Annotated in this window: 18 protein-coding genes; 10 read left to right on the top strand and 8 right to left on the bottom strand. The window is 63.3% G+C overall.

Translation table 11 applies throughout. The features are described 5' to 3' along the window. Window positions 1-47 precede the first annotated feature (47 nt). The 6 genes from pyk to JJB74_RS01565 all read left to right on the top strand — a co-directional run bounded on the left by pyk (window position 48) and on the right by JJB74_RS01565 (window position 6312). Window positions 48-1481 (top strand): pyruvate kinase, encoded by a 1434-nt coding sequence (gene pyk, locus JJB74_RS01590; RefSeq protein ID WP_200590714.1) that lies wholly within the window; start codon window positions 48-50, stop codon window positions 1479-1481. Between the two features lie 22 nt (window positions 1482-1503). Continuing rightward, the gene (gene fba / locus JJB74_RS01585; RefSeq protein WP_200590032.1) at window positions 1504-2568 is read left to right on the top strand and encodes a class II fructose-bisphosphate aldolase; all 1065 of its coding nucleotides are present in this window, start codon (window positions 1504-1506) and stop codon (window positions 2566-2568) included. A gap of 133 nt (window positions 2569-2701) precedes the next feature. Next, complete coding sequence (locus JJB74_RS01580; protein ID WP_200590031.1) at window positions 2702-3598, top strand: phosphoribosylaminoimidazolesuccinocarboxamide synthase; 897 nt, start codon at window positions 2702-2704, stop codon at window positions 3596-3598. A 1-nt stretch (window position 3599) separates the two neighbouring features. Continuing rightward, complete coding sequence (purE, locus tag JJB74_RS01575) at window positions 3600-4106, top strand: 5-(carboxyamino)imidazole ribonucleotide mutase (protein ID WP_200590029.1); 507 nt, start codon at window positions 3600-3602, stop codon at window positions 4104-4106. After that, window positions 4103-5287: a 5-(carboxyamino)imidazole ribonucleotide synthase gene (locus tag JJB74_RS01570; RefSeq protein ID WP_200590027.1), complete on the top strand. Its 1185-nt coding sequence runs from the start codon at window positions 4103-4105 to the stop codon at window positions 5285-5287. Before purE ends, JJB74_RS01570 begins: the two co-directional genes overlap by 4 nt. After that, window positions 5284-6312, top strand: a complete 1029-nt coding sequence (locus tag JJB74_RS01565) for an L-threonylcarbamoyladenylate synthase (protein WP_200590026.1) — start codon at window positions 5284-5286, stop codon at window positions 6310-6312. Before JJB74_RS01570 ends, JJB74_RS01565 begins: the two co-directional genes overlap by 4 nt. Before the next feature lie 218 nt (window positions 6313-6530). Here the strand turns inward: JJB74_RS01565 and JJB74_RS01560 are convergent, their stop codons facing one another. Both JJB74_RS01560 and JJB74_RS01555 read right to left on the bottom strand, forming a co-directional pair. After that, a complete protein-coding gene (locus JJB74_RS01560; protein ID WP_267913120.1) occupies window positions 6531-7037 on the bottom strand; it encodes a DUF29 domain-containing protein in 507 nt (168 codons plus the stop codon). Between the two features lie 124 nt (window positions 7038-7161). Then, complete coding sequence (locus JJB74_RS01555; RefSeq protein ID WP_200590022.1) at window positions 7162-7677, bottom strand: flavin reductase family protein; 516 nt, start codon at window positions 7675-7677, stop codon at window positions 7162-7164. Between the two features lie 109 nt (window positions 7678-7786). Between JJB74_RS01555 and JJB74_RS01550 the strand changes: the two genes are divergently transcribed. Then, complete coding sequence (locus tag JJB74_RS01550) at window positions 7787-8422, top strand: AMP-binding protein (protein WP_200590020.1); 636 nt, start codon at window positions 7787-7789, stop codon at window positions 8420-8422. A 10-nt stretch (window positions 8423-8432) separates the two neighbouring features. Here the strand turns inward: JJB74_RS01550 and JJB74_RS01545 are convergent, their stop codons facing one another. Further along, on the bottom strand, window positions 8433-9089 hold the full coding sequence (locus JJB74_RS01545; protein WP_200590018.1) for a DUF1345 domain-containing protein: 657 nt from the start codon (window positions 9087-9089) through the stop codon (window positions 8433-8435). A 336-nt stretch (window positions 9090-9425) separates the two neighbouring features. Between JJB74_RS01545 and aroG the strand changes: the two genes are divergently transcribed. After that, window positions 9426-10490 carry a 3-deoxy-7-phosphoheptulonate synthase AroG gene (gene aroG / locus JJB74_RS01540; RefSeq protein WP_200590015.1) on the top strand — a complete coding sequence of 355 codons (1065 nt, stop codon included), beginning with the start codon at window positions 9426-9428 and terminating at the stop codon, window positions 10488-10490. Window positions 10491-10556: 66 nt separating this feature from the next. Here the strand turns inward: aroG and JJB74_RS01535 are convergent, their stop codons facing one another. Next, the gene (locus JJB74_RS01535) at window positions 10557-11042 is read right to left on the bottom strand and encodes a YajQ family cyclic di-GMP-binding protein (protein WP_200590013.1); all 486 of its coding nucleotides are present in this window, start codon (window positions 11040-11042) and stop codon (window positions 10557-10559) included. A gap of 112 nt (window positions 11043-11154) precedes the next feature. Here JJB74_RS01535 and murB point away from each other — a divergent pair, with 112 nt between their 5' ends. Then, window positions 11155-12186 carry a UDP-N-acetylmuramate dehydrogenase gene (gene murB / locus JJB74_RS01530; protein ID WP_200590011.1) on the top strand — a complete coding sequence of 344 codons (1032 nt, stop codon included), beginning with the start codon at window positions 11155-11157 and terminating at the stop codon, window positions 12184-12186. Between the two features lie 111 nt (window positions 12187-12297). On the opposite strand, the gene ppnP is transcribed toward murB, so the two are convergent. The 3 genes from ppnP to argF all read right to left on the bottom strand — a co-directional run bounded on the left by ppnP (window position 12298) and on the right by argF (window position 14934). Then, window positions 12298-12615: a pyrimidine/purine nucleoside phosphorylase gene (ppnP, locus tag JJB74_RS01525; RefSeq protein WP_200590009.1), complete on the bottom strand. Its 318-nt coding sequence runs from the start codon at window positions 12613-12615 to the stop codon at window positions 12298-12300. Between the two features lie 134 nt (window positions 12616-12749). Further along, window positions 12750-13982: an argininosuccinate synthase gene (locus JJB74_RS01520; RefSeq protein ID WP_200590007.1), complete on the bottom strand. Its 1233-nt coding sequence runs from the start codon at window positions 13980-13982 to the stop codon at window positions 12750-12752. Between the two features lie 31 nt (window positions 13983-14013). Next, a complete protein-coding gene (gene argF, locus JJB74_RS01515; RefSeq protein ID WP_200590005.1) occupies window positions 14014-14934 on the bottom strand; it encodes an ornithine carbamoyltransferase in 921 nt (306 codons plus the stop codon). A gap of 266 nt (window positions 14935-15200) precedes the next feature. Between argF and JJB74_RS01510 the strand changes: the two genes are divergently transcribed. Continuing rightward, window positions 15201-16400 carry a leucine-rich repeat domain-containing protein gene (locus JJB74_RS01510; protein ID WP_200590003.1) on the top strand — a complete coding sequence of 400 codons (1200 nt, stop codon included), beginning with the start codon at window positions 15201-15203 and terminating at the stop codon, window positions 16398-16400. A gap of 202 nt (window positions 16401-16602) precedes the next feature. Here the strand turns inward: JJB74_RS01510 and rsgA are convergent, their stop codons facing one another. After that, window positions 16603-17496, bottom strand: a complete 894-nt coding sequence (rsgA, locus tag JJB74_RS01505) for a ribosome small subunit-dependent GTPase A (protein WP_200590001.1) — start codon at window positions 17494-17496, stop codon at window positions 16603-16605. Between the last annotated feature and the right edge of the window lie 5 nt (window positions 17497-17501).

Below are 17501 nucleotides of genomic sequence, written 5' to 3'. Positions count from 1 at the left end.
CTCCAGCGTCCCGACCGAAGGAGAACCATGTGATCCAGGAAGGCATGATGCACAGAGCCACGAAGATCGTCGCCACCATCGGTCCGGCATGCAGCGATGTCGAAACACTGACGCGCATGATCCATGCGGGCGTGGATGTGATGCGCCTGAACTTCTCGCATGGCAAGGCGCAGGATCATATCGAGCGCGCGGCGATGATTCGCAAGATCGCCGCCGAATGCGGCCGCGAAGTCGCGATCATGGCCGATCTGCAGGGACCGAAGATCCGCATCGGCAAGTTCGACGGCGGCAAGGTACACCTGGAGCGCGGCGCGAAATTCGTGCTGGATGCGAACCGCGAGCTCGGCGGGCCGGACGGCGTCGGCCTCGATTACAAGGACCTGCCGCGTGACGTGCATGCCGGCGACACGCTGCTGCTGAACGATGGCCTGATCGTGCTGGTGGTCGAGCGTGTGGCCGGTTCGCAGGTGCATACCGTGGTGCGCATCGGCGGCGACCTGTCCAACAACAAGGGCATCAACCGCATGGGCGGCGGGCTGACCGCGGCGCCGCTGACTTCCAAGGACATGGAAGACATCAAGACTGCGATGCGCTTCCAGGCCGATTACGTGGCGGTGTCCTTCCCGAAGAGCGCGACCGACATGCTCATGGCGCGCCAGCTGGCCAATATCGCTGGCGAGGAATATGGCCACAAGCCGCAGATGATCGCCAAGATCGAGCGCGCCGAGGCGATCCCGGCGCTGCAGGAAATCCTGGACGCGTCCGACGGCATCATGGTCGCGCGCGGCGACCTGGCGGTGGAAGTCGGCAATGCCGCGGTGCCGGCGCTGCAAAAGCGCATGATCCGCATGGCGCGCGTATCCAACAAGCTCGCCATCACCGCCACGCAGATGATGGAGTCGATGATCCACAACCCGGTGCCGACCCGCGCCGAGGTCTCGGACGTGGCCAACGCGGTATTGGACGGCACCGACGCGGTGATGACTTCGGCCGAGACCGCATCGGGCCATTATCCGGTGGAGACGGTCGAGGCCATGGCCGCGATCTGCATCGAAGCCGAGCATTCCGAAGACTTCCGTCTCGACGCGGATTTCCTCAACATGACCTTTTCCCGCATCGACCAGTCGATCGCCTATGGCGCGCTGTTCACTGCCTACCATCTGCGGGTCAAGGCCATCGTCGCGCTGACCGAAACCGGCTCCACGCCCTTGTGGATGAGCCGGCACAACATCGATGTGCCGATCTACGCGATGACGCCGAGCCAGACCACGCAGCGCAAGGCCGCGCTGTACCGCAATGTCACCACGATGGAGCTTCCCCATTCCACCGACAGGGAAGCGACCCTGAAACTGGCGCAGGACTTGTTGCTGGCCAAGGGGCTGGTCCAGCGCGATGACATGATCGTCATTACCTGGGGGGAACCGATGGGCCAGGCTGGCGGCACCAATGCACTCAATATCGTCAAAGTTGGCGAACATTAATTTCTGACAGGAGAGAATCACTATGCCACTCGTATCCATGCGTCAACTCCTGGACCACGCCGCTGAAAACGGTTACGGTCTGCCCGCCTTCAACGTCAACAATCTCGAGCAGGTCAGCGCGATCATGCAGGCCGCCGATGAAGTCGGCGCACCGGTGATCATGCAAGCCTCGGCAGGCGCGCGCAAATACGCGGGCGAAGCCTTCCTGCGCCACCTGATCTCGGCGGCAGTGGAAGCCTATCCGCACATCCCGGTCGTCATGCACCAGGACCACGGCCAGTCGCCGGCGGTGTGCATGGCCGCCATCAAGTCCGGCTTCACCTCGGTGATGATGGACGGCTCGCTGATGGAAGACGGCAAGTCCGTCGCCAGCTATGAGTACAACGTCGAGGTCTCGAGGAAGGTGGTCGAGTTCTCGCACGCCATCGGCGTGACCGTCGAGGCCGAACTCGGCGTGCTCGGCTCGCTGGAAACCATGAAGGGCGACAAGGAAGACGGTCACGGCGCCGAAGGCACGATGACCCGCGAGCAGCTGCTCACCGACGTGAACCAGGCTGCCGACTTCGTGCGCCAGACGCAATGCGACGCGCTGGCGATCGCCATCGGCACGTCCCACGGCGCCTACAAGTTCTCGCGCAAGCCGACCGGCGACATCCTGGCCATCGAGCGCATCAAGGAAATCCATACACGCATCCCGAACACCCACCTGGTGATGCACGGCTCGTCCTCGGTGCCGCAGGAACTGCTGGCCGAGATCCGCGAATTCGGCGGCGACATGAAGGAAACCTATGGCGTGCCGGTGGAAGAGATCCAGGAAGGCATCAAGCACGGCGTGCGCAAGATCAATATCGACACCGACATCCGCCTGGCAATGACGGCCGCGATCCGCCGCTACCTGTTCCAGAACCCGTCGAAGTTCGATCCGCGCGACTACCTGAAGCCGGCGCGCGAAGCCGCCAAGGAAATCTGCAAGGCGCGTTACCAGGCTTTCGGCTGCGAAGGCCAGGCGGCGAAGATCAAGCCGCTGAGCCTGGAAAAGATGGCCGAGAAATACAAAAAGGGCGAACTGTCGCAAATCGTGCAGTAAAATTCGGGCCTCACGCGGGGCCGGCTTCCCGGTCCCGGAATCTACGTAGGGTGGGCGCAGCCCACGCGGTCTCTGGTTGATGAGCAACGGACCGCGTGGGCTGCGCCCACCCTACGAGCCTTCAGAGACGCCCATGACTCCTCTCTACCAATCCTCCATCGCCTCGCTGCCGCTGCTCGGCCGCGGCAAGGTGCGCGACAACTACGCCGTCGGCGACGACAAGATCCTGATCGTCACCACCGACCGCCTCTCGGCCTTCGACGTGGTCATGCAGGAACCGATACCCGGCAAGGGCCGGGTGCTGAACCAGATGTCGGACTTCTGGTTCGAGAAGCTCGGCGACATCGTGCCGAATCACCTGACCGGCATCGCGCCCGAGTCGGTGGTGGCGCCGTCCGAAGTCGAGCAGGTGCGCGGTCGCGCGGTGGTGGCGAAGAAGTTGCAGCCCATCCTCGTGGAAGCCGTGGTGCGCGGCTACATCATCGGCTCGGGCTGGAAGGATTATCAGAGCACCGGCGCGGTTTGCGGCATTCAGTTGCCGGCAGGCCTGCAGCAGGCCGACAAGCTGCCGCAGCCGATCTTCACCCCGGCAGCCAAGGCCGAGATGGGCGAGCATGACGAGAACATCAGCTACGCCGAGATGGAAGAGCGCATCGGCGCCGAACTCGCGGCCAAGATCCGCGACATCAGCATCCGCCTGTACCAGGCCGCCGCCGACTACGCCGCCACGCGCGGCATCATCATCGCCGACACCAAATTCGAATTCGGTCTGGACGACCATGGCGTACTGCACCTGATGGATGAAGTGCTGACCGCCGATTCTTCACGTTTCTGGCCGGCCGACTCCTACCGTCCCGGCATCTCGCCGCCGTCCTTCGACAAGCAGTTCGTGCGCGACTATCTGGAAACCGTGACGAGCTGGGGCAAGACCGCGCCCGCGCCGGCGCTGCCTGCCGAAGTCGTTGACAAGACTGCCGCCAAATACCGCGAAGCGCTGGAGCGCCTGACCGGCGCAACCCTGAAGGACTGACATGAGCCAGGATGCAGCCAAGTCCGCGCCCCGCGTCGGCGTGGTGATGGGATCTTCTTCCGACTGGGAAGTGATGCAGCACGCGGTGGCGGTGCTGAAGGAATTCGGCATTCCGCATGAAGCGAAGGTCGTGTCTGCGCATCGCATGCCGGACGAGATGTTCGCCTATGCCGAGACCGCGCGCGAGCGCGGCCTGGTGGCAATCATCGCCGGCGCCGGCGGCGCGGCGCACTTGCCGGGCATGCTGGCGGCCAAGACCATCGTGCCGGTGCTGGGCGTGCCGGTGCCGTCGAAATACCTGCGCGGCGAGGATTCGCTGCTGTCCATCGTGCAGATGCCCAAGGGCGTGCCGGTGTCGACCTTTGCCATCGGCGAAGCGGGCGCGGCGAATGCGGCGCTGACCGCGGTGGCGATGATGGCGGTGTCCGATGCAGCGCTGGCCGAGCAGCTGATGGCATTCCGCGCGCGCCAGACTGCGGCCGCGCAGGCGATGGCGCTGCCGGCATGAAAACGCTTCCTCCCGCCAATCCCGGTGCATCGCCGGCGGTCTGGCTCGGCGTGATGGGCGGCGGCCAGCTCGGCCGCATGTTCGTGCATGCCGCGCAGGCCATGGGCTACAAGGTCGCAGTGCTGGAGCCGGCGCAGGATTGTCCCGCCGGCCATGCCGCTGACCATCTGCTGAGCGCCGGCTACACCGATGCTGCGGGGCTCGATGAGCTCGCCGCGCAGTGCAGCGCCGTCACCACCGAATTCGAAAACGTGCCGGCCGACAGCCTGGCGCGCCTGGCGACGAAGACCTTCGTTGCGCCCGGCGCGGCAGCGGTCTCGGTGGCGCAGGATCGCATCGTCGAGAAGCGCTTCTTCACCGAGTGCGCGCAGGATTCCGGCGTGCTGCCGGCGCCGCATCAATTGATCGCGCAGGATGCGGATATCGACGCGCTGCCCGAGCAACTCTTTCCCGGCATCCTGAAAACGGTGCGCATGGGTTATGACGGCAAGGGCCAGGTGCGGGTGAAGAGCCGCGACGAAGCGCGTGCCGCCTTTGCCGCGATGGGCGGCGTTGCCTGCGTGCTGGAAAAGATGCTGCCGCTGGCTTACGAGATTTCGGTGCTGGCAGTGCGCGGCCACGACGGCGCATCGCAGGTGTATCCGATCGCCGAGAACGTGCATCGCGACGGCATCCTGTTCACCACCACGGTGCCGGGGCCGAACGTGGCCGCGGACACCGCAGCGCGCGCGCAGGCGGCGGCTCTGGTCATCATCGAGCGACTGCAGTATGTCGGCGTGCTGTGCATCGAATTCTTCGTGCTGCAGGACGGCGCGCTGGTGGTCAACGAAATGGCGCCGCGTCCGCACAACAGCGGGCATTACACCATCGACGCCTGCGTCACCAGCCAGTTCGCGCAGCAGGCGCGGGCCATGGCGCGACTGCCGCTGGGCGACGTGCGCCAGCATTCGCCGGCGGTAATGCTGAACATCCTCGGCGATGTCTGGTTCGATGGCGACACCATGATCGAGCCGGCCTGGGACCAGGTGCTGGCCCTGCCGGGTGCGAACCTGCATCTGTACGGCAAGGAAGAAGCCCGGCCCGGACGCAAGATGGGCCACATCACCTTCGTCGCGCCGACCCTGGCCGAAGCGCAGCAGCACATGCGCGCGGCCTGCGCGATCCTGCGCATACCGGCATGACCGAGGCTAGCCATACGCCGGACGCGGCGGCAATCAGCGCCGCGGCGCGCCTGCTCGAGGCGGGCGAGTTGGTCGCGTTTCCGACCGAGACGGTGTACGGCCTTGGTGCCGATGCCGAGAGCCCCGAGGCGGTTGCGCGCATCTTCGCGGCCAAGGGACGGCCGTCGAATCATCCCGTGATCGTGCATCTCGCGCCGGGCGCCGATATCGGCCGCTGGGCGATCGATGTTCCGCCCGAGGCGCATCGCTTGATTGCGGCCTTTTGGCCCGGTCCGCTGACGCTGATTCTCAAGCGCGCGCCTGCAATTCCCGCCGCGGTGTCGGGCGGGCAGGACAGCATTGGTCTGCGCTGTCCTTCGCATCCGGTGGCGCAGGCATTGCTTGCGGAGTTCAAAGGCGGACAGGGCGGCGTAGCGGCGCCTTCGGCGAACCGCTTCGGCCATGTCAGCCCGACCACCGCGGCGCATGTGCGCGGCGAATTCGGCGACGGACCGGATTCGCCGCTAGCGATGGTGCTGGATGGCGGTCAGAGCGAGGTTGGCATTGAATCGACCATCGTCGATCTGTCGCGCATGGCGAATCATGGCCCGGCGCTGCTGCGCCCAGGACACATCAGCGCCGAGCAGATCGCTGCGGTGATCGGGCAATGGCCGGGTCTGGGCGGAGCGGATGCGCCGCGGGTGTCGGGCGCGCTGGATTCGCACTATGCGCCGGCGACGCCGGTGGTGCTGGTCGATGGTGCGGAACTGGCATCGGTGCTGGACAGTTTGCGGCAGAAGGGCCGGCGCGTGGCGCTGATCGCTTGTGGCAGCGATGCGCCGGCCCCGGTCGGAACCGTGCTGCCGCGCGAACCGGCTGGCTATGCGCATGGCTTGTATGCGGCACTGCGAGACATGGATGCGGCTGGCGCGGAAGTGATTCTCGTCGAGCGGCCGCCACAGGACGACGCCTGGCTGGGTATCAATGATCGCTTGCGTCGCTCGGCCTTCGGGTCAGAGGGTGTGCTGGGGCGCTTGCTCGGATAAGGCGGCGCGCCGCGCACGGGTTGCATGCCGCGTCGTTCGATTTGCTGTTGTGGGACGCTGCTTCAGCTGAACGCTACGTCCGTCGAGAACGAAGCCGGCCTGGCACCGCGTGGGCTGTGCCCACCCTACAAAATACCCACGGTGTGCAGGCTGTTGCGCGAACATGGCGCGGTTCCGTCTCGCTACATGGGCTGCTCGGCTACCACCCGCCATCCACTTCAGGAGCGCCTGCGACCCGAAGCTTCTGCGCTGAAAGCCGGGAAGAAGTCGTCGTCCATGATCTCTTCCAGGGTGAACGGACTTTCCTTCGGCAATTCGCCGATCAGTTTCATCTCTTCCCCAAGCTTCAATGTGGCAATCCGCCTCGCCCTTTTCCACTCCTTTGGCACCAGGCCGTGCAGGTGCCGGCGCAGGCTCGGGCTGCCGTCGAGGCGGTCGTCCAGTGCAATGCGAAAGTTGGCGATTTCGCCAGCCCAATGTGCACGCGGATCCGTCGCAGGAGAAAAGCGCAACAAGCTTAAATGCACGAGTACGTTTCGCATGGCCGAGGCCAGTGCGCGTATTTGTTCATTGCCCAAGTCTTCGATCTCCTCGGCAATATGGGCGATGTCGGCCTCGCTGAATCTGCCTTGCCGTAACAATTGCGCCTGTGCCATGGCCCAGGCATGGAAGTCCGCGTCGTAAAGCGATTGCACCGGATCGGTACTGGCAGTGAATGGCGACATGGTTCCCCCGGTCGAGAAATGCGATGCAGGACGGGCATTATAGGTCTGGCATCGGGCAGCCTGTGCGAGGCTGGTTGAAGAGCTGCGAATGATTATGAACCGCTATTGTTCAATCGTGCGCTGTTCAAATGGGACCAGCATCTGTATCGAACAGCCGTCCACCGTGAAACACCAGCCCTGGCTGCGGATATGCCTCACATTCCTCGACTTCGCCGACGAAGATTACATGGTCGCCTTCCGGATAACGGCTGCGGTTGTGGCATTCGAACCAGGCGGAAACGCCCTTGAGGATGGGTAGGCCGGTGCGCGACAGCGTGTATTCGACGCCGGCGAAGCGGTCGATGCCGCGCCGCGCGAACTGCTCGGCCAGCGCATTCTGCCCGGCGGACAGCACATTGATCACGTAATGGGAGTTGTCGGTGAACACTGGCAGGCTGCTCGCGGCATTCGACAGGCTCCATAGCACCAGCGGAGGTTGCAGCGACAGCGAGTTGAACGAACTTGCGGTCAGCCCGACGAAGCTGCCGTCTTCCAGGCGGGTCGTGATCACGGTGACGCCGGTGGCGAACTGGGAAAGCGCGCGGCGGAAGTGGGCATTGTCAAATTGCGGCGCCATCGCGCGGGAAGAATCTGGGGGCATCGAAAGCCTGGAAGCAAAAACGAGGCTCAATTATGCCGAAAATCGCGCAGCCATGATGGCAGCAAGAGTTTTTCCGTAGAATCACCGGGTTTTTTACTTGCCTGACGACATGACTTCCTACCCCACGATCTCCCGCGACGCTTACCAGGCCCTGTGCCGCCATGCGCGCAGCCAGCCGGACGCGATCGCCTATACCTCGCGCTTTCGCATCGCGACCTATCGCAAACTGCGCAACCGCATCGAACGCGCTGCGGCGCGACTCCACGGCGAATGGGGTGTGCGGCCGGGCGACCTGGTTGCCTATGTCGGCTGCGGTCATCCCGATGCGCTGGTGCTGTACTTCGGCCTGGTTTGCTGCGGCGCGCGGCTGTTGCCGCTGGAGGACGCCTCCCTGCAGTTCGACAGCGCGCGCATTCTTGCCGAACTGGGCGTGCGCCTGGCTCTCATCGATGACGATGGCGTGGCGCCTGAAGGTGTTGCGTCATACACGCTATCCACGCTGATCGGCTCGGTGACGACGCATCCAGCGCTCCAGGTTTCGCCGGATCCATGCGTGCCCAGCCTGGCGCGGATGGCGGCGCCGTCTGATGCGGTTCCACTGCTGCAGGAGTCCTCGCTAGCCGACGAAACCGGCTTGGCGACCATGCAGCAATGCGAAGTCCGGGGCGCGCTGTTCGATGCGGCGATGTTCCCGCAGGTGTTGGCGACGCTGGCTGGCGGCGGCGTCATCGGCTTTCTTGGCTGAGGCTTGCCGCTCAGCTACCCACCGCGCTGGCCGCGATATTTACCGACAAGCCCAGAATCGCGGCATTGAAGAAAAAGGCCAGCACCGATTGCGCCAGTACGGCCTTGCGCGCCGGCCGCGACAGTACCGAGATATCGGAAGTCTGCGCGGCCACCGCAATGGTGAATGAGAAGTACAGGAAGTCCCAGTAATTCGGCTCCGGTTCGTGGTCCGGAAAACCGAGCGCGCGCGCCTCGCAGGGCGACTTGTAGAACAGCACCGCGTAATGGAAGGTAAAGATCGTCGCCACCATGCCCCAGGAACCGAGCACAGTGCATCCGGTCAGCAGGTAATGGAACAAGCGCTGGCTGAACGACAGCTTGCCCGCTGAAGCCAGCTCGAACACGATGGCGACAACGCTCGCCACCGCGGCCAGCGACATCAGCGCCAGCACCGCCAGCGCGGTTTGGTCTTCCTGCAGAGCGACGGCGCGCACCCGGTGGTGATCCGAGCGTCCCATCAGCCATCCGACCAGCAGCAGGTACGTCCACACCACCACGTTCCAGCCGACCAATCCGCGCGCCACGCCGCCGAGGTGCGCAGGCAGCAGGCAGGTGACGACGATGCCGGTGGCGAGCGCAAACGACAGCCGCGGGCGCGAACGAATCAAGTGGCGGGCAAGAATCATGTGGGTGTGGCGATCGGAGAAGGTGAGCGATGATAGCGCGGCTCGCCGGCTCGGTCGGTCTGGCAGCGCACTCCTGGCGGCGCAGGCATTCCCGCACTTGCCAAAGGCGCGGATTTGCTGCACTATTGCCCGAGTTTTTCCGCACACACGCCCGAATCCATGTCCCACGCACTGTTCTTCTTTTACTTTAGCTTTAGCCATTCCAGTCCCAGGGCGGTGGAATAGCGCTAAGTTCACGTAAAAGCAAGACGAGCGAGACTAGCCAGAATTCTGAAGAAACCGCCGACCAGGCGGTTTTTTCATTTCCGGACCCGCCAATTACCTCCAGGAGAAAACATGCCGCGCACCGATGATCTACGGATACAAGAACTGAAAGAGCTGATGCCCCCGTCCCACCTGATCCGCGAGTTCGCCTGCTCGGAGAAGGCGTCAACCACCGCGGCGGGCGCGCGCACCGCGCTGCATCGCATCCTGCACGGCCAGGATGACAGGCTGATGGTCGTCATCGGTCCTTGCTCGATCCACGATCCCGCCGCCGCGATGGAATATGCGCGCCGCCTGGTTGAGGAGCGCGAGCGCCACAAGGCGGACCTGGAAATCGTGATGCGGGTGTATTTCGAAAAGCCGCGCACCACGGTGGGCTGGAAGGGCATGATCAACGATCCGTACATGGACAACAGCTTCCGCATCAACGACGGCCTGCGCATGGCGCGCGAGCTGCTCCTGAACATCAATGAGCTGGGCCTGCCGGCGGGCACCGAATTCCTGGACGTGATCAGCCCGCAATACGTGGCCGACCTGATTTCCTGGGGCGCGATCGGCGCGCGCACTACCGAGTCGCAGGTGCACCGCGAGCTGGCTTCCGGACTGTCCTGCCCGGTCGGTTTCAAGAACGGCACCGACGGCAACATCAAGATCGCGGCCGATGCGATCAAGGCGGCATCGCAGCCGCACCATTTCCTGTCGGTGACCAAGGGCGGGCACTCGGCGATCGTCTCCACCGCCGGCAACGAGGATTGCCACATCATCCTGCGCGGCGGCAAGGCGCCGAACTATGATGCGGCCAGCGTCGACGAAGCCTGCAAGGCGCTCGCGGCCAACGGCCTGTCGCAGAAGCTGATGATCGATGCGTCGCATGCGAACAGCTCGAAGAAGCCGGAAAACCAGGTGCCGGTGTGCGCCAACATCGGCGAGCAGATCGCCGGCGGCGAAGACCGCATCATCGGCGTGATGATCGAGTCGCACCTGGTCGGCGGCCGCCAGGACCTGGTGCCGGGCAAGGAATTGACCTATGGCCAGTCGGTCACCGATGGCTGCATCGACTGGGACAGCAGCGTGAAGGTGCTGGAAGGCCTGGCGGCGGCGGTGCAGCAGCGTCGTCTGCGCAGCGAGAAGGAGTAAAAGACAAAGGGCCGGCGAACCGGCCCTTTTTACATTGCGGCCGCAGTCGCGGCCCCAATGACGGTCTCAATCGCGGAAATTGTTGAATTCCAGCGGCAGGTCCTTCACTTCCTTCTTCAGCAACGCGATCGTCGCCTGCAGGTCGTCGCGCTTGGCGCCGGAAACGCGCAGCGCTTCGCCCTGGATGCTTGCCTGCACCTTGATCTTGCTGTCCTTGATCATGCGCTGGATCTTCTTCGCGGCTTCGGACTCGATGCCGTTCTTCACCTTGATCACCTGCTTGACTTTGTCGCCGCCGATCTTCTCGACCTTGCCGATGTCGAGGAAACGCACGTCGACGTTGCGCTTGCTCATCTTGTTGGTCAGCACGTCGCGCACCTGGCTGAGCTGGAAGTCGCTGTCGGCGTAGGCCGTCAGTTCGCGTTCCTTCTGTTCAATGCGGGCATCGCTGCCCTTGAAGTCGAAGCGGGTGGTGATTTCCTTGTTTGCCTGGTCGACCGCATTCTTCACTTCGACCTGATTGGCTTCCGAGACGACGTCAAATGATGGCATGGCTGATCCTTTCGCTTTTTCGAGCCGGTCATTCTAGCGAAGAAAAAATGGGGTTGCCAGAAAGCCCATGTTGGGCGTCGCAGCACGACGGTGCCGCTATAATCGCCCGGCCATGAATGCTCCCGCCCATCTGCAGTACGACGTTTCGCTTCGTCCCTTCAACACCTTCGGCATCGATGCCCGCGCCCGCGCTTTTCTTCCGGTGGAGACGGCGGACGAGTTACGCGCGGTGCGTGACAGCGACGAACTTGCGGCATTGCCGCGCCTGGTGCTCGGCGGCGGCAGCAACATCCTGCTGACCGGCGATGCCGTCGATGCGCTGGTGCTGCAGATGCGCGGCCGCGGCATCGCCATCGTTGGCGAAACTGCAGACGCAACGCTGGTGCGCGCCGCCGCTGGCGAGAACTGGCATGGTTTCGTGTTGCACACGCTTGCGCATGGCTTGCCCGGTCTGGAAAACCTGTCGCTGATACCGGGCAGCGTCGGCGCCGCGCCGATCCAGAACATCGGCGCCTACGGCAGCGAGATCGGCGATGTCTTTCATTCCCTGACCGCCTTTGATTTCGACAGCGGCGAGCTGCTGTCGCTGGACCGTGCCGCCTGCCGCTTCGGCTACCGTGACAGCGTGTTCAAGCACGCGTTGAAGGACAGGGCGGTGATCCTCGATGTGACCTTTGCCTTGCCCAAGCGATGGCAGCCCAATCTCGCCTATGCAGAACTGGCGCGCGAGATCCAGGCGCGCGGCATCGCCGCGCCCGATGCGCAAGCCGTCAGCGACGCGGTAATCGCCATCCGCCAGCGCAAGCTGCCCGACCCGGCGCAGATCGGCAATGCCGGCAGCTTCTTCAAGAACCCGGTGGTATCGAAAGAACAGCGCGATGCGCTGCTGGCCGCGCATCCGCAACTGGTGAGCCATCTTCAGGCCGATGGCAGCTACAAGCTGGCCGCCGGCTGGCTGATCGATCAATGCGGATGGAAGGGCAGGAGCCTTGGCGCGGCCGGCGTGTATGAGAAGCAGGCGCTGGTGCTGGTGAATCGCGGCGGCGCAAGGGGCGGGGAGATTGCTGCACTGGCGCGCGCGATCCAGGACGATGTGGCACGCGCCTATGGTGTGATGCTGGAGCCGGAGCCGGTGTTCATCTGAACCGGACCGCATCATGACGTAGGTTGGGCTGACGAAGGAAGCCCAACGGGAGTCCGCACGGGATCGAGCTTCCGTTGGGCTTGTCAGCCCAACCTACGAAGCAGGATCCTCTCAACCGAAATGGCAAACGTAATCCAGCGTCTCGATGGTCTCGATATCGAAGCTGGAATTGCCCGGCACATTGAAGCTCTGGCCGCCTTCGTAGTTCTTCCACTCGGTCTCGCCCTTCAGGCGGATGCGGCACTTGCCGGCATTGAGTTCCATGATCTCCGGCGCGCCAGTGTTGAACACCAGCTGCGACGGGAAGATCACGCCAACGGATTTCTTCGTGCCGTCGGGCAGGATGACGGTGTGGGACACGCACTTGCCGTCGAAGTAGACATTGGCTTTCTTGACGACGGAGACGTTGTCGAATTGGGTCGTGCTCATGGATTTCCTCTGGAGATGCGTAGGGTGGGCGAAGCCCACGCGGACTCCGCGAACAACGCGTGGGCTTCGCCCACCCTACATGTCATAAATGAAAGGGGCCCTGAATGGGCCCCCGTGCCTTGCGGCGTATCGAATTACTGGCCGCGCTTGTTGCGCGCGTTCGCCGCGATGCGCATGCGCAGCGCGTTGAGCTTGATGAAGCCGCCGGCATCGGCCTGGTTGTAGGCGCCGCCGTCTTCGTCGAAGGTCGCAATGGTCTGGTCGAACAGCGAGTCGGTCTTCGAGTCGCGCGCCACGACGATCACATTGCCCTTGTACAGCTTCACGCGCACCCAGCCGTTCACGCTTTGCTGCGTATGGTCGATCAGGGTCTGCAGCGCGATGCGCTCCGGGCTCCACCAATAGCCGTTGTAGATCAGCGAAGCGTAGCGCGGCATCAGGTCGTCCTTCAGGTGCGCGACTTCGCGGTCCAGCGTGATCGATTCGATCGCGCGGTGCGCCTTCAGGATGATGGTGCCGCCCGGGGTTTCATAGCAGCCGCGCGACTTCATGCCGACATAGCGGTTTTCCACCAGGTCCAGGCGGCCGATGCCGTGCTTGCCGCCGAGGCGGTTCAGCTCGGTCAGCACTTCGGCCGCGCTCATGCGCTTGCCGTTCAGGCCGACGATGTCGCCCTTCTCGAATTCGACGTCGAGGTATTCGGCTGCATCCGGCGCCGCTTCCGGGCTCACGGTCCAGCGCCACATCGATTCCTCGGCTTCCGCGCCCGGGTTTTCCAGGTGACGGCCTTCGAAGCTGATGTGCAAGAGGTTCGCGTCCATCGAGTAGGGCGCGCCACCGTTCTTGTGCTTCATGTCGATTTCGATGCCGGCGTCTTCCGCGTACTTCAGCAGCTTCTCGCGCGAGAGCAGGTCCCATTCGCGCCACGGCGCAATGATCTTCACGTTCGGCATCAGCGCATAGGCGCCGAGCTCGAAGCGCACCTGGTCGTTGCCCTTGCCGGTGGCGCCGTGGGAAATGGCGTCGGCGCCGGTTTCCCTGGCGATCTCGATCAGGCGCTTGGCAATCAGCGGACGCGCGATCGAGGTGCCGAGCAGGTATTCGCCTTCATACACGGTATTGGCGCGGAACATCGGGAACACGAAGTCGCGCACGAATTCCTCGCGCACGTCGTCGATGTAGATGTTCTCCGGCTTGATGCCGAACTTCAGCGCCTTCTGGCGCGCCGGCTCGAGCTCTTCGCCCTGGCCGAGGTCGGCGGTGAAGGTCACGATTTCGCAGTGGTAATGGTCCTGCAGCCATTTCAGGATGACCGAGGTATCCAGGCCGCCGGAGTAGGCCAGGACGACTTTCTTGATGTCACTCATGCTCGTCTTTCAATACAGATAAGAGGGTTGTTCAGTTCGCGCCGACGCGGCCCACGACCAGATATTCCAGCAGCGCCTTTTGCACATGCAGCCGGTTTTCCGCTTCGTCCCAGACCACCGATTGCGGACCATCGATGACTTCAGCCGCCACTTCCTCGCCGCGGTGCGCCGGCAGGCAATGCATGAACAGCGCGTCGGGACGAGCCCGCGCCATCTTCGCGCCGTCGACGATCCAGCCATCGAAGGCCTTCAGCCGCGCCGCGTTTTCTTCCTCGAAGCCCATGCTGGTCCAGACGTCGGTGGTGACCAGGTCGGCATCCTGGCAGGCGTCGGCGGGATTCGGGAAGAGGGTGTAGCGCTGGTTGCTGGGTTCGACCAGCGCCGGGTCGATATCGTAGCCGGCCGGGGTCGATACATTCACATGGAAGCCGAACACCTGCGCCGCCTGCAGCCAGGAATACAGCATGTTGTTGGCGTCGCCGATCCAGGCCACGGTCTTGCCAGCGATGCTGCCGCGATGCTCGATGTAGGTGAAGACATCAGCCAGCACCTGGCAGGGATGGTGTTCATTGGTCAGGCCGTTGATCACCGGCACGCGCGAATTCGCGGCAAAGCGCTCGATGATGTCCTGGCCGAAGGTGCGGATCATGATGATGTCGCACATGCGGGAAATCACCTGGGCCGCGTCTTCCACCGGCTCGCCGCGGCCGAGCTGGCTGTCGCGGGTATTGAGGTAGATCGCCGCGCCGCCGAGCTGGTGCATGCCGGCTTCGAAGGACAGGCGGGTGCGGGTGGAATTCTTTTCGAACACCATCACCAGCGTGCGGTCTTCCAGCGGGTGATGCGGCTCGTAGTTCTTGAACTTGCGCTTGATGAGGCGAGCGCGTTCGATCACGTACTCGAATTCATCCAGCGTGAAGTCGGAAAACTGCAGGAAGTGTTTGATTGCCATAAAAGGAAACGGCGGCAAGGCACATCGGGTGAGGCCTGCCGCCGGAATCTGCGACCCGGCAGATTATAGGGGAGTTTGTGGGGAATTGGCACGTTGCGGTCTTTGGGCGGGCCCGTCTTCGACGATGCGACGCAATAGGATCGGCGCGGTGAACTTGCCTTGCCGTTGTAATCCATCGCGAACGGATAGTGCGTCCTGGTTACAAAGGTACGCTTATCGCAATTCTTGATTCGCTTTTGTTAACTAACCTTTCACCTGGAGGCAACATGGACCGCATCGCTGGATCCCCTAAGCTTACCCCGTCTGCGCAAGCCGCCACGTCTGAGCTCTCCCCGGACCAGCAACGCAACAGCAGCGAGCGCGCGTTTTCGGTCGACCAGTTGCACGGCATGCCTGTGCCGCCTCAAGATCACCCGCATTTCGAGATGCCAGCTAAGAGCGATGCGGATGATGCGCAAAGCAGTTTGGAAAAGGAGGTAGACCTTTATCGTGCAGCGCATCCGATGTACGAAGACGAAGGTTTCGATGCAGCGGGGAGACTGCATGAAGAAGCCCTGAAGGTCAGCAGGGAAACGGTACAGAAATTCTTTGCGGGAGAAGTGCCGCCGCACGACGATCCAAGAGACCTGCGGCCCCTCGTCCTGTTTCTGGTGAAGAACAATATGCCAAATGCCATCTCCTGGCTGGCGGTCCATGCAGATATCGGCAAGCTGGACTTGACGAGCTGTTCACTGGGCGACGCCGACATGCAGACTCTTGCTGATTGGCTCAGGACCTGCCCGAAGCCGATGGAATTGGATCTGCATCACAACAACATCGGACCGGACGGCGTCATGGCGCTGGCCGTGGCTTTGCGAGAAAGCGGCTTGACTTCCCTGGACCTTGGCAACAACAGGATTGGAAACGACGGCGTGCGCGCCCTTTGCCAGAATCTGCCGAGCGCGCCGCGACTGCAGGAACTGCGACTGCAGGATGTCGGCATGGACAATGACGGCGTCGCAGCATTGGCCGATGCGCTGCCTGTGTCTGAATTGCAAAAGCTCAGCATCAGCGATACCGATGCGCGGATCGATAATGCCGGGGCAGGACAGTTGGCCAAGGCCCTGGGCAACAACCCCGCGTTGAAACAGATCCGCCTTGTATTTTCCGGAGTCACGGATGAAGGGTGGACGCAAATCGCACGGAGCCTGAAGTCCAATACGCAACTGCAAGGGCTCAACATCAACGCAACGATGCAACCTGAATCCGCACGTGACGACCAGTTCTCATTGATGCTGGCCGATGCGCTGCGGAGCAACCGTACCCTGCAAAACCTGAAGGTTGTCGGAATCGATCTTTCCAGGAGCGGCGCGGCGGCCCTTGCCGCAAGCATTCGATCTAGCGCATCCCTCGTCAACGTGTCTTGGCCGCGATCGCCTCTTGCCGAGGACGTTGCGGTAAGAGGCGATCGCGGCATCGATAGCTAGGAGGCCGATCCATCCTGCATGGCTTCACGATGCCTGCCTTATCGCCGCCGGCAATCGGCGGGCATCGCAGGGCTGTTCCCGGCGGAACGCTCCGAACGCGTGGTGAACCGGGTGGCGCAGCAGGAGGCGACCCGTCGCCATGCACAGGCAAACAGAGCGGTGAGATCACCCGCGCGCGAACCCGCGTTCCCGCCGAGCTGCTTCAGTATCCGATCTTCTGCATCGCCTCATGCCGCAACTGCAGATACAGCGCATGCCGCATCGCCGCGATCTTTTCTTCCTTGACTGCATCCAGCACCGCGCAACCCGGCTCCGCCACATGATGACAGTTGTAGAAGCGGCAGCCGCCGAGGAAAGGCTTGAACTCCGGAAACGCGCGCTCGAGCATGCCCTCGGTCAGATGATGCAGGCCGAATTCCTGGAAGCCCGGCGAATCGATGACCGACGTGGATTCATCGATGCGGTACATCCGCGTGAAGGTGGTGGTGTGCTTGCCGGTATCGAGCGCCACCGAGATTTCGCGCACCGCGATGTCGGCATCCGGCACCAGCAGCTGTATCAGCGACGACTTGCCCATGCCGGACTGGCCGATCAGGATCGACGACTGGCCCTGCATCAGCGGCGTGAGCAACGCCACCGCTTCCTCGGGCCGCGTGCGCGCCGACATCTCGTGCACCGGGTAGCCCAAACCCGCATACAGCGCCAGCCGCTCACGCGCGCGCGGCAGCGCATCCGTCATATCGATCTTGTTGAGCAGGATGTGCGCCTCGACGCCGGCCGATTCGGCTGCCACCAGCGAGCGCGAAACCAGGTCGTCGGCAAAGCTCGGCTCGGTCGCCACGACGATGAACAGCCGCGTCACATTCGCGGCCAGCAGCTTGGACTTGTACTGGTCGGAGCGGTAGAGCAGGGTCTTGCGCTCTTCGATGCCCTCGATCACCGCCTGGTCCGACGACGTGGTCTTCAGCCGCACGATATCGCCGACAGCCACATCGCTCTTCTTGCCGCGGGTTACGCACTGCAGCCTTTGCCCGTTCGCATCGGCCATGTAGTGACGGCCGTGCGCGGCAATGATCACACCCTTGAATTCAGCCATGCGCG

Origin of the sequence: Noviherbaspirillum pedocola (genome assembly GCF_016632335.1) — a bacterium.
GTDB lineage: Bacteria > Pseudomonadota > Gammaproteobacteria > Burkholderiales > Burkholderiaceae_D > Noviherbaspirillum_A > Noviherbaspirillum_A pedocola.
Note: the sequence above shows the minus strand (reverse complement) of the source record. Positions and strands in the feature narration are given on the sequence as shown.

What these genes read in the sequence shown, in the direction of transcription:
- JJB74_RS01510 (WP_200590003.1), top strand. Translation starts at nt 15,201, where the DNA reads ATGGACCGCATCGCTGGATCCCCTAAGCTTACCCCGTCTGCGCAAGCC.
- JJB74_RS01560 (WP_267913120.1), bottom strand. Translation starts at nt 7,037, where the DNA reads ATGTCGCCATTCACTGCCAGTACCGATCCGGTGCAATCGCTTTACGAC.
- JJB74_RS01550 (WP_200590020.1), top strand. Translation starts at nt 7,787, where the DNA reads ATGACTTCCTACCCCACGATCTCCCGCGACGCTTACCAGGCCCTGTGC.
- murB (WP_200590011.1), top strand. Translation starts at nt 11,155, where the DNA reads ATGAATGCTCCCGCCCATCTGCAGTACGACGTTTCGCTTCGTCCCTTC.
- aroG (WP_200590015.1), top strand. Translation starts at nt 9,426, where the DNA reads ATGCCGCGCACCGATGATCTACGGATACAAGAACTGAAAGAGCTGATG.
- purE (WP_200590029.1), top strand. Translation starts at nt 3,600, where the DNA reads ATGAGCCAGGATGCAGCCAAGTCCGCGCCCCGCGTCGGCGTGGTGATG.
- ppnP (WP_200590009.1), bottom strand. Translation starts at nt 12,615, where the DNA reads ATGAGCACGACCCAATTCGACAACGTCTCCGTCGTCAAGAAAGCCAAT.
- JJB74_RS01545 (WP_200590018.1), bottom strand. Translation starts at nt 9,089, where the DNA reads ATGATTCTTGCCCGCCACTTGATTCGTTCGCGCCCGCGGCTGTCGTTT.
- argF (WP_200590005.1), bottom strand. Translation starts at nt 14,934, where the DNA reads ATGGCAATCAAACACTTCCTGCAGTTTTCCGACTTCACGCTGGATGAA.
- JJB74_RS01570 (WP_200590027.1), top strand. Translation starts at nt 4,103, where the DNA reads ATGAAAACGCTTCCTCCCGCCAATCCCGGTGCATCGCCGGCGGTCTGG.
- pyk (WP_200590714.1), top strand. Translation starts at nt 48, where the DNA reads ATGCACAGAGCCACGAAGATCGTCGCCACCATCGGTCCGGCATGCAGC.
- JJB74_RS01565 (WP_200590026.1), top strand. Translation starts at nt 5,284, where the DNA reads ATGACCGAGGCTAGCCATACGCCGGACGCGGCGGCAATCAGCGCCGCG.
- rsgA (WP_200590001.1), bottom strand. Translation starts at nt 17,496, where the DNA reads ATGGCTGAATTCAAGGGTGTGATCATTGCCGCGCACGGCCGTCACTAC.
- JJB74_RS01555 (WP_200590022.1), bottom strand. Translation starts at nt 7,677, where the DNA reads ATGCCCCCAGATTCTTCCCGCGCGATGGCGCCGCAATTTGACAATGCC.
- JJB74_RS01520 (WP_200590007.1), bottom strand. Translation starts at nt 13,982, where the DNA reads ATGAGTGACATCAAGAAAGTCGTCCTGGCCTACTCCGGCGGCCTGGAT.
- JJB74_RS01535 (WP_200590013.1), bottom strand. Translation starts at nt 11,042, where the DNA reads ATGCCATCATTTGACGTCGTCTCGGAAGCCAATCAGGTCGAAGTGAAG.
- fba (WP_200590032.1), top strand. Translation starts at nt 1,504, where the DNA reads ATGCCACTCGTATCCATGCGTCAACTCCTGGACCACGCCGCTGAAAAC.
- JJB74_RS01580 (WP_200590031.1), top strand. Translation starts at nt 2,702, where the DNA reads ATGACTCCTCTCTACCAATCCTCCATCGCCTCGCTGCCGCTGCTCGGC.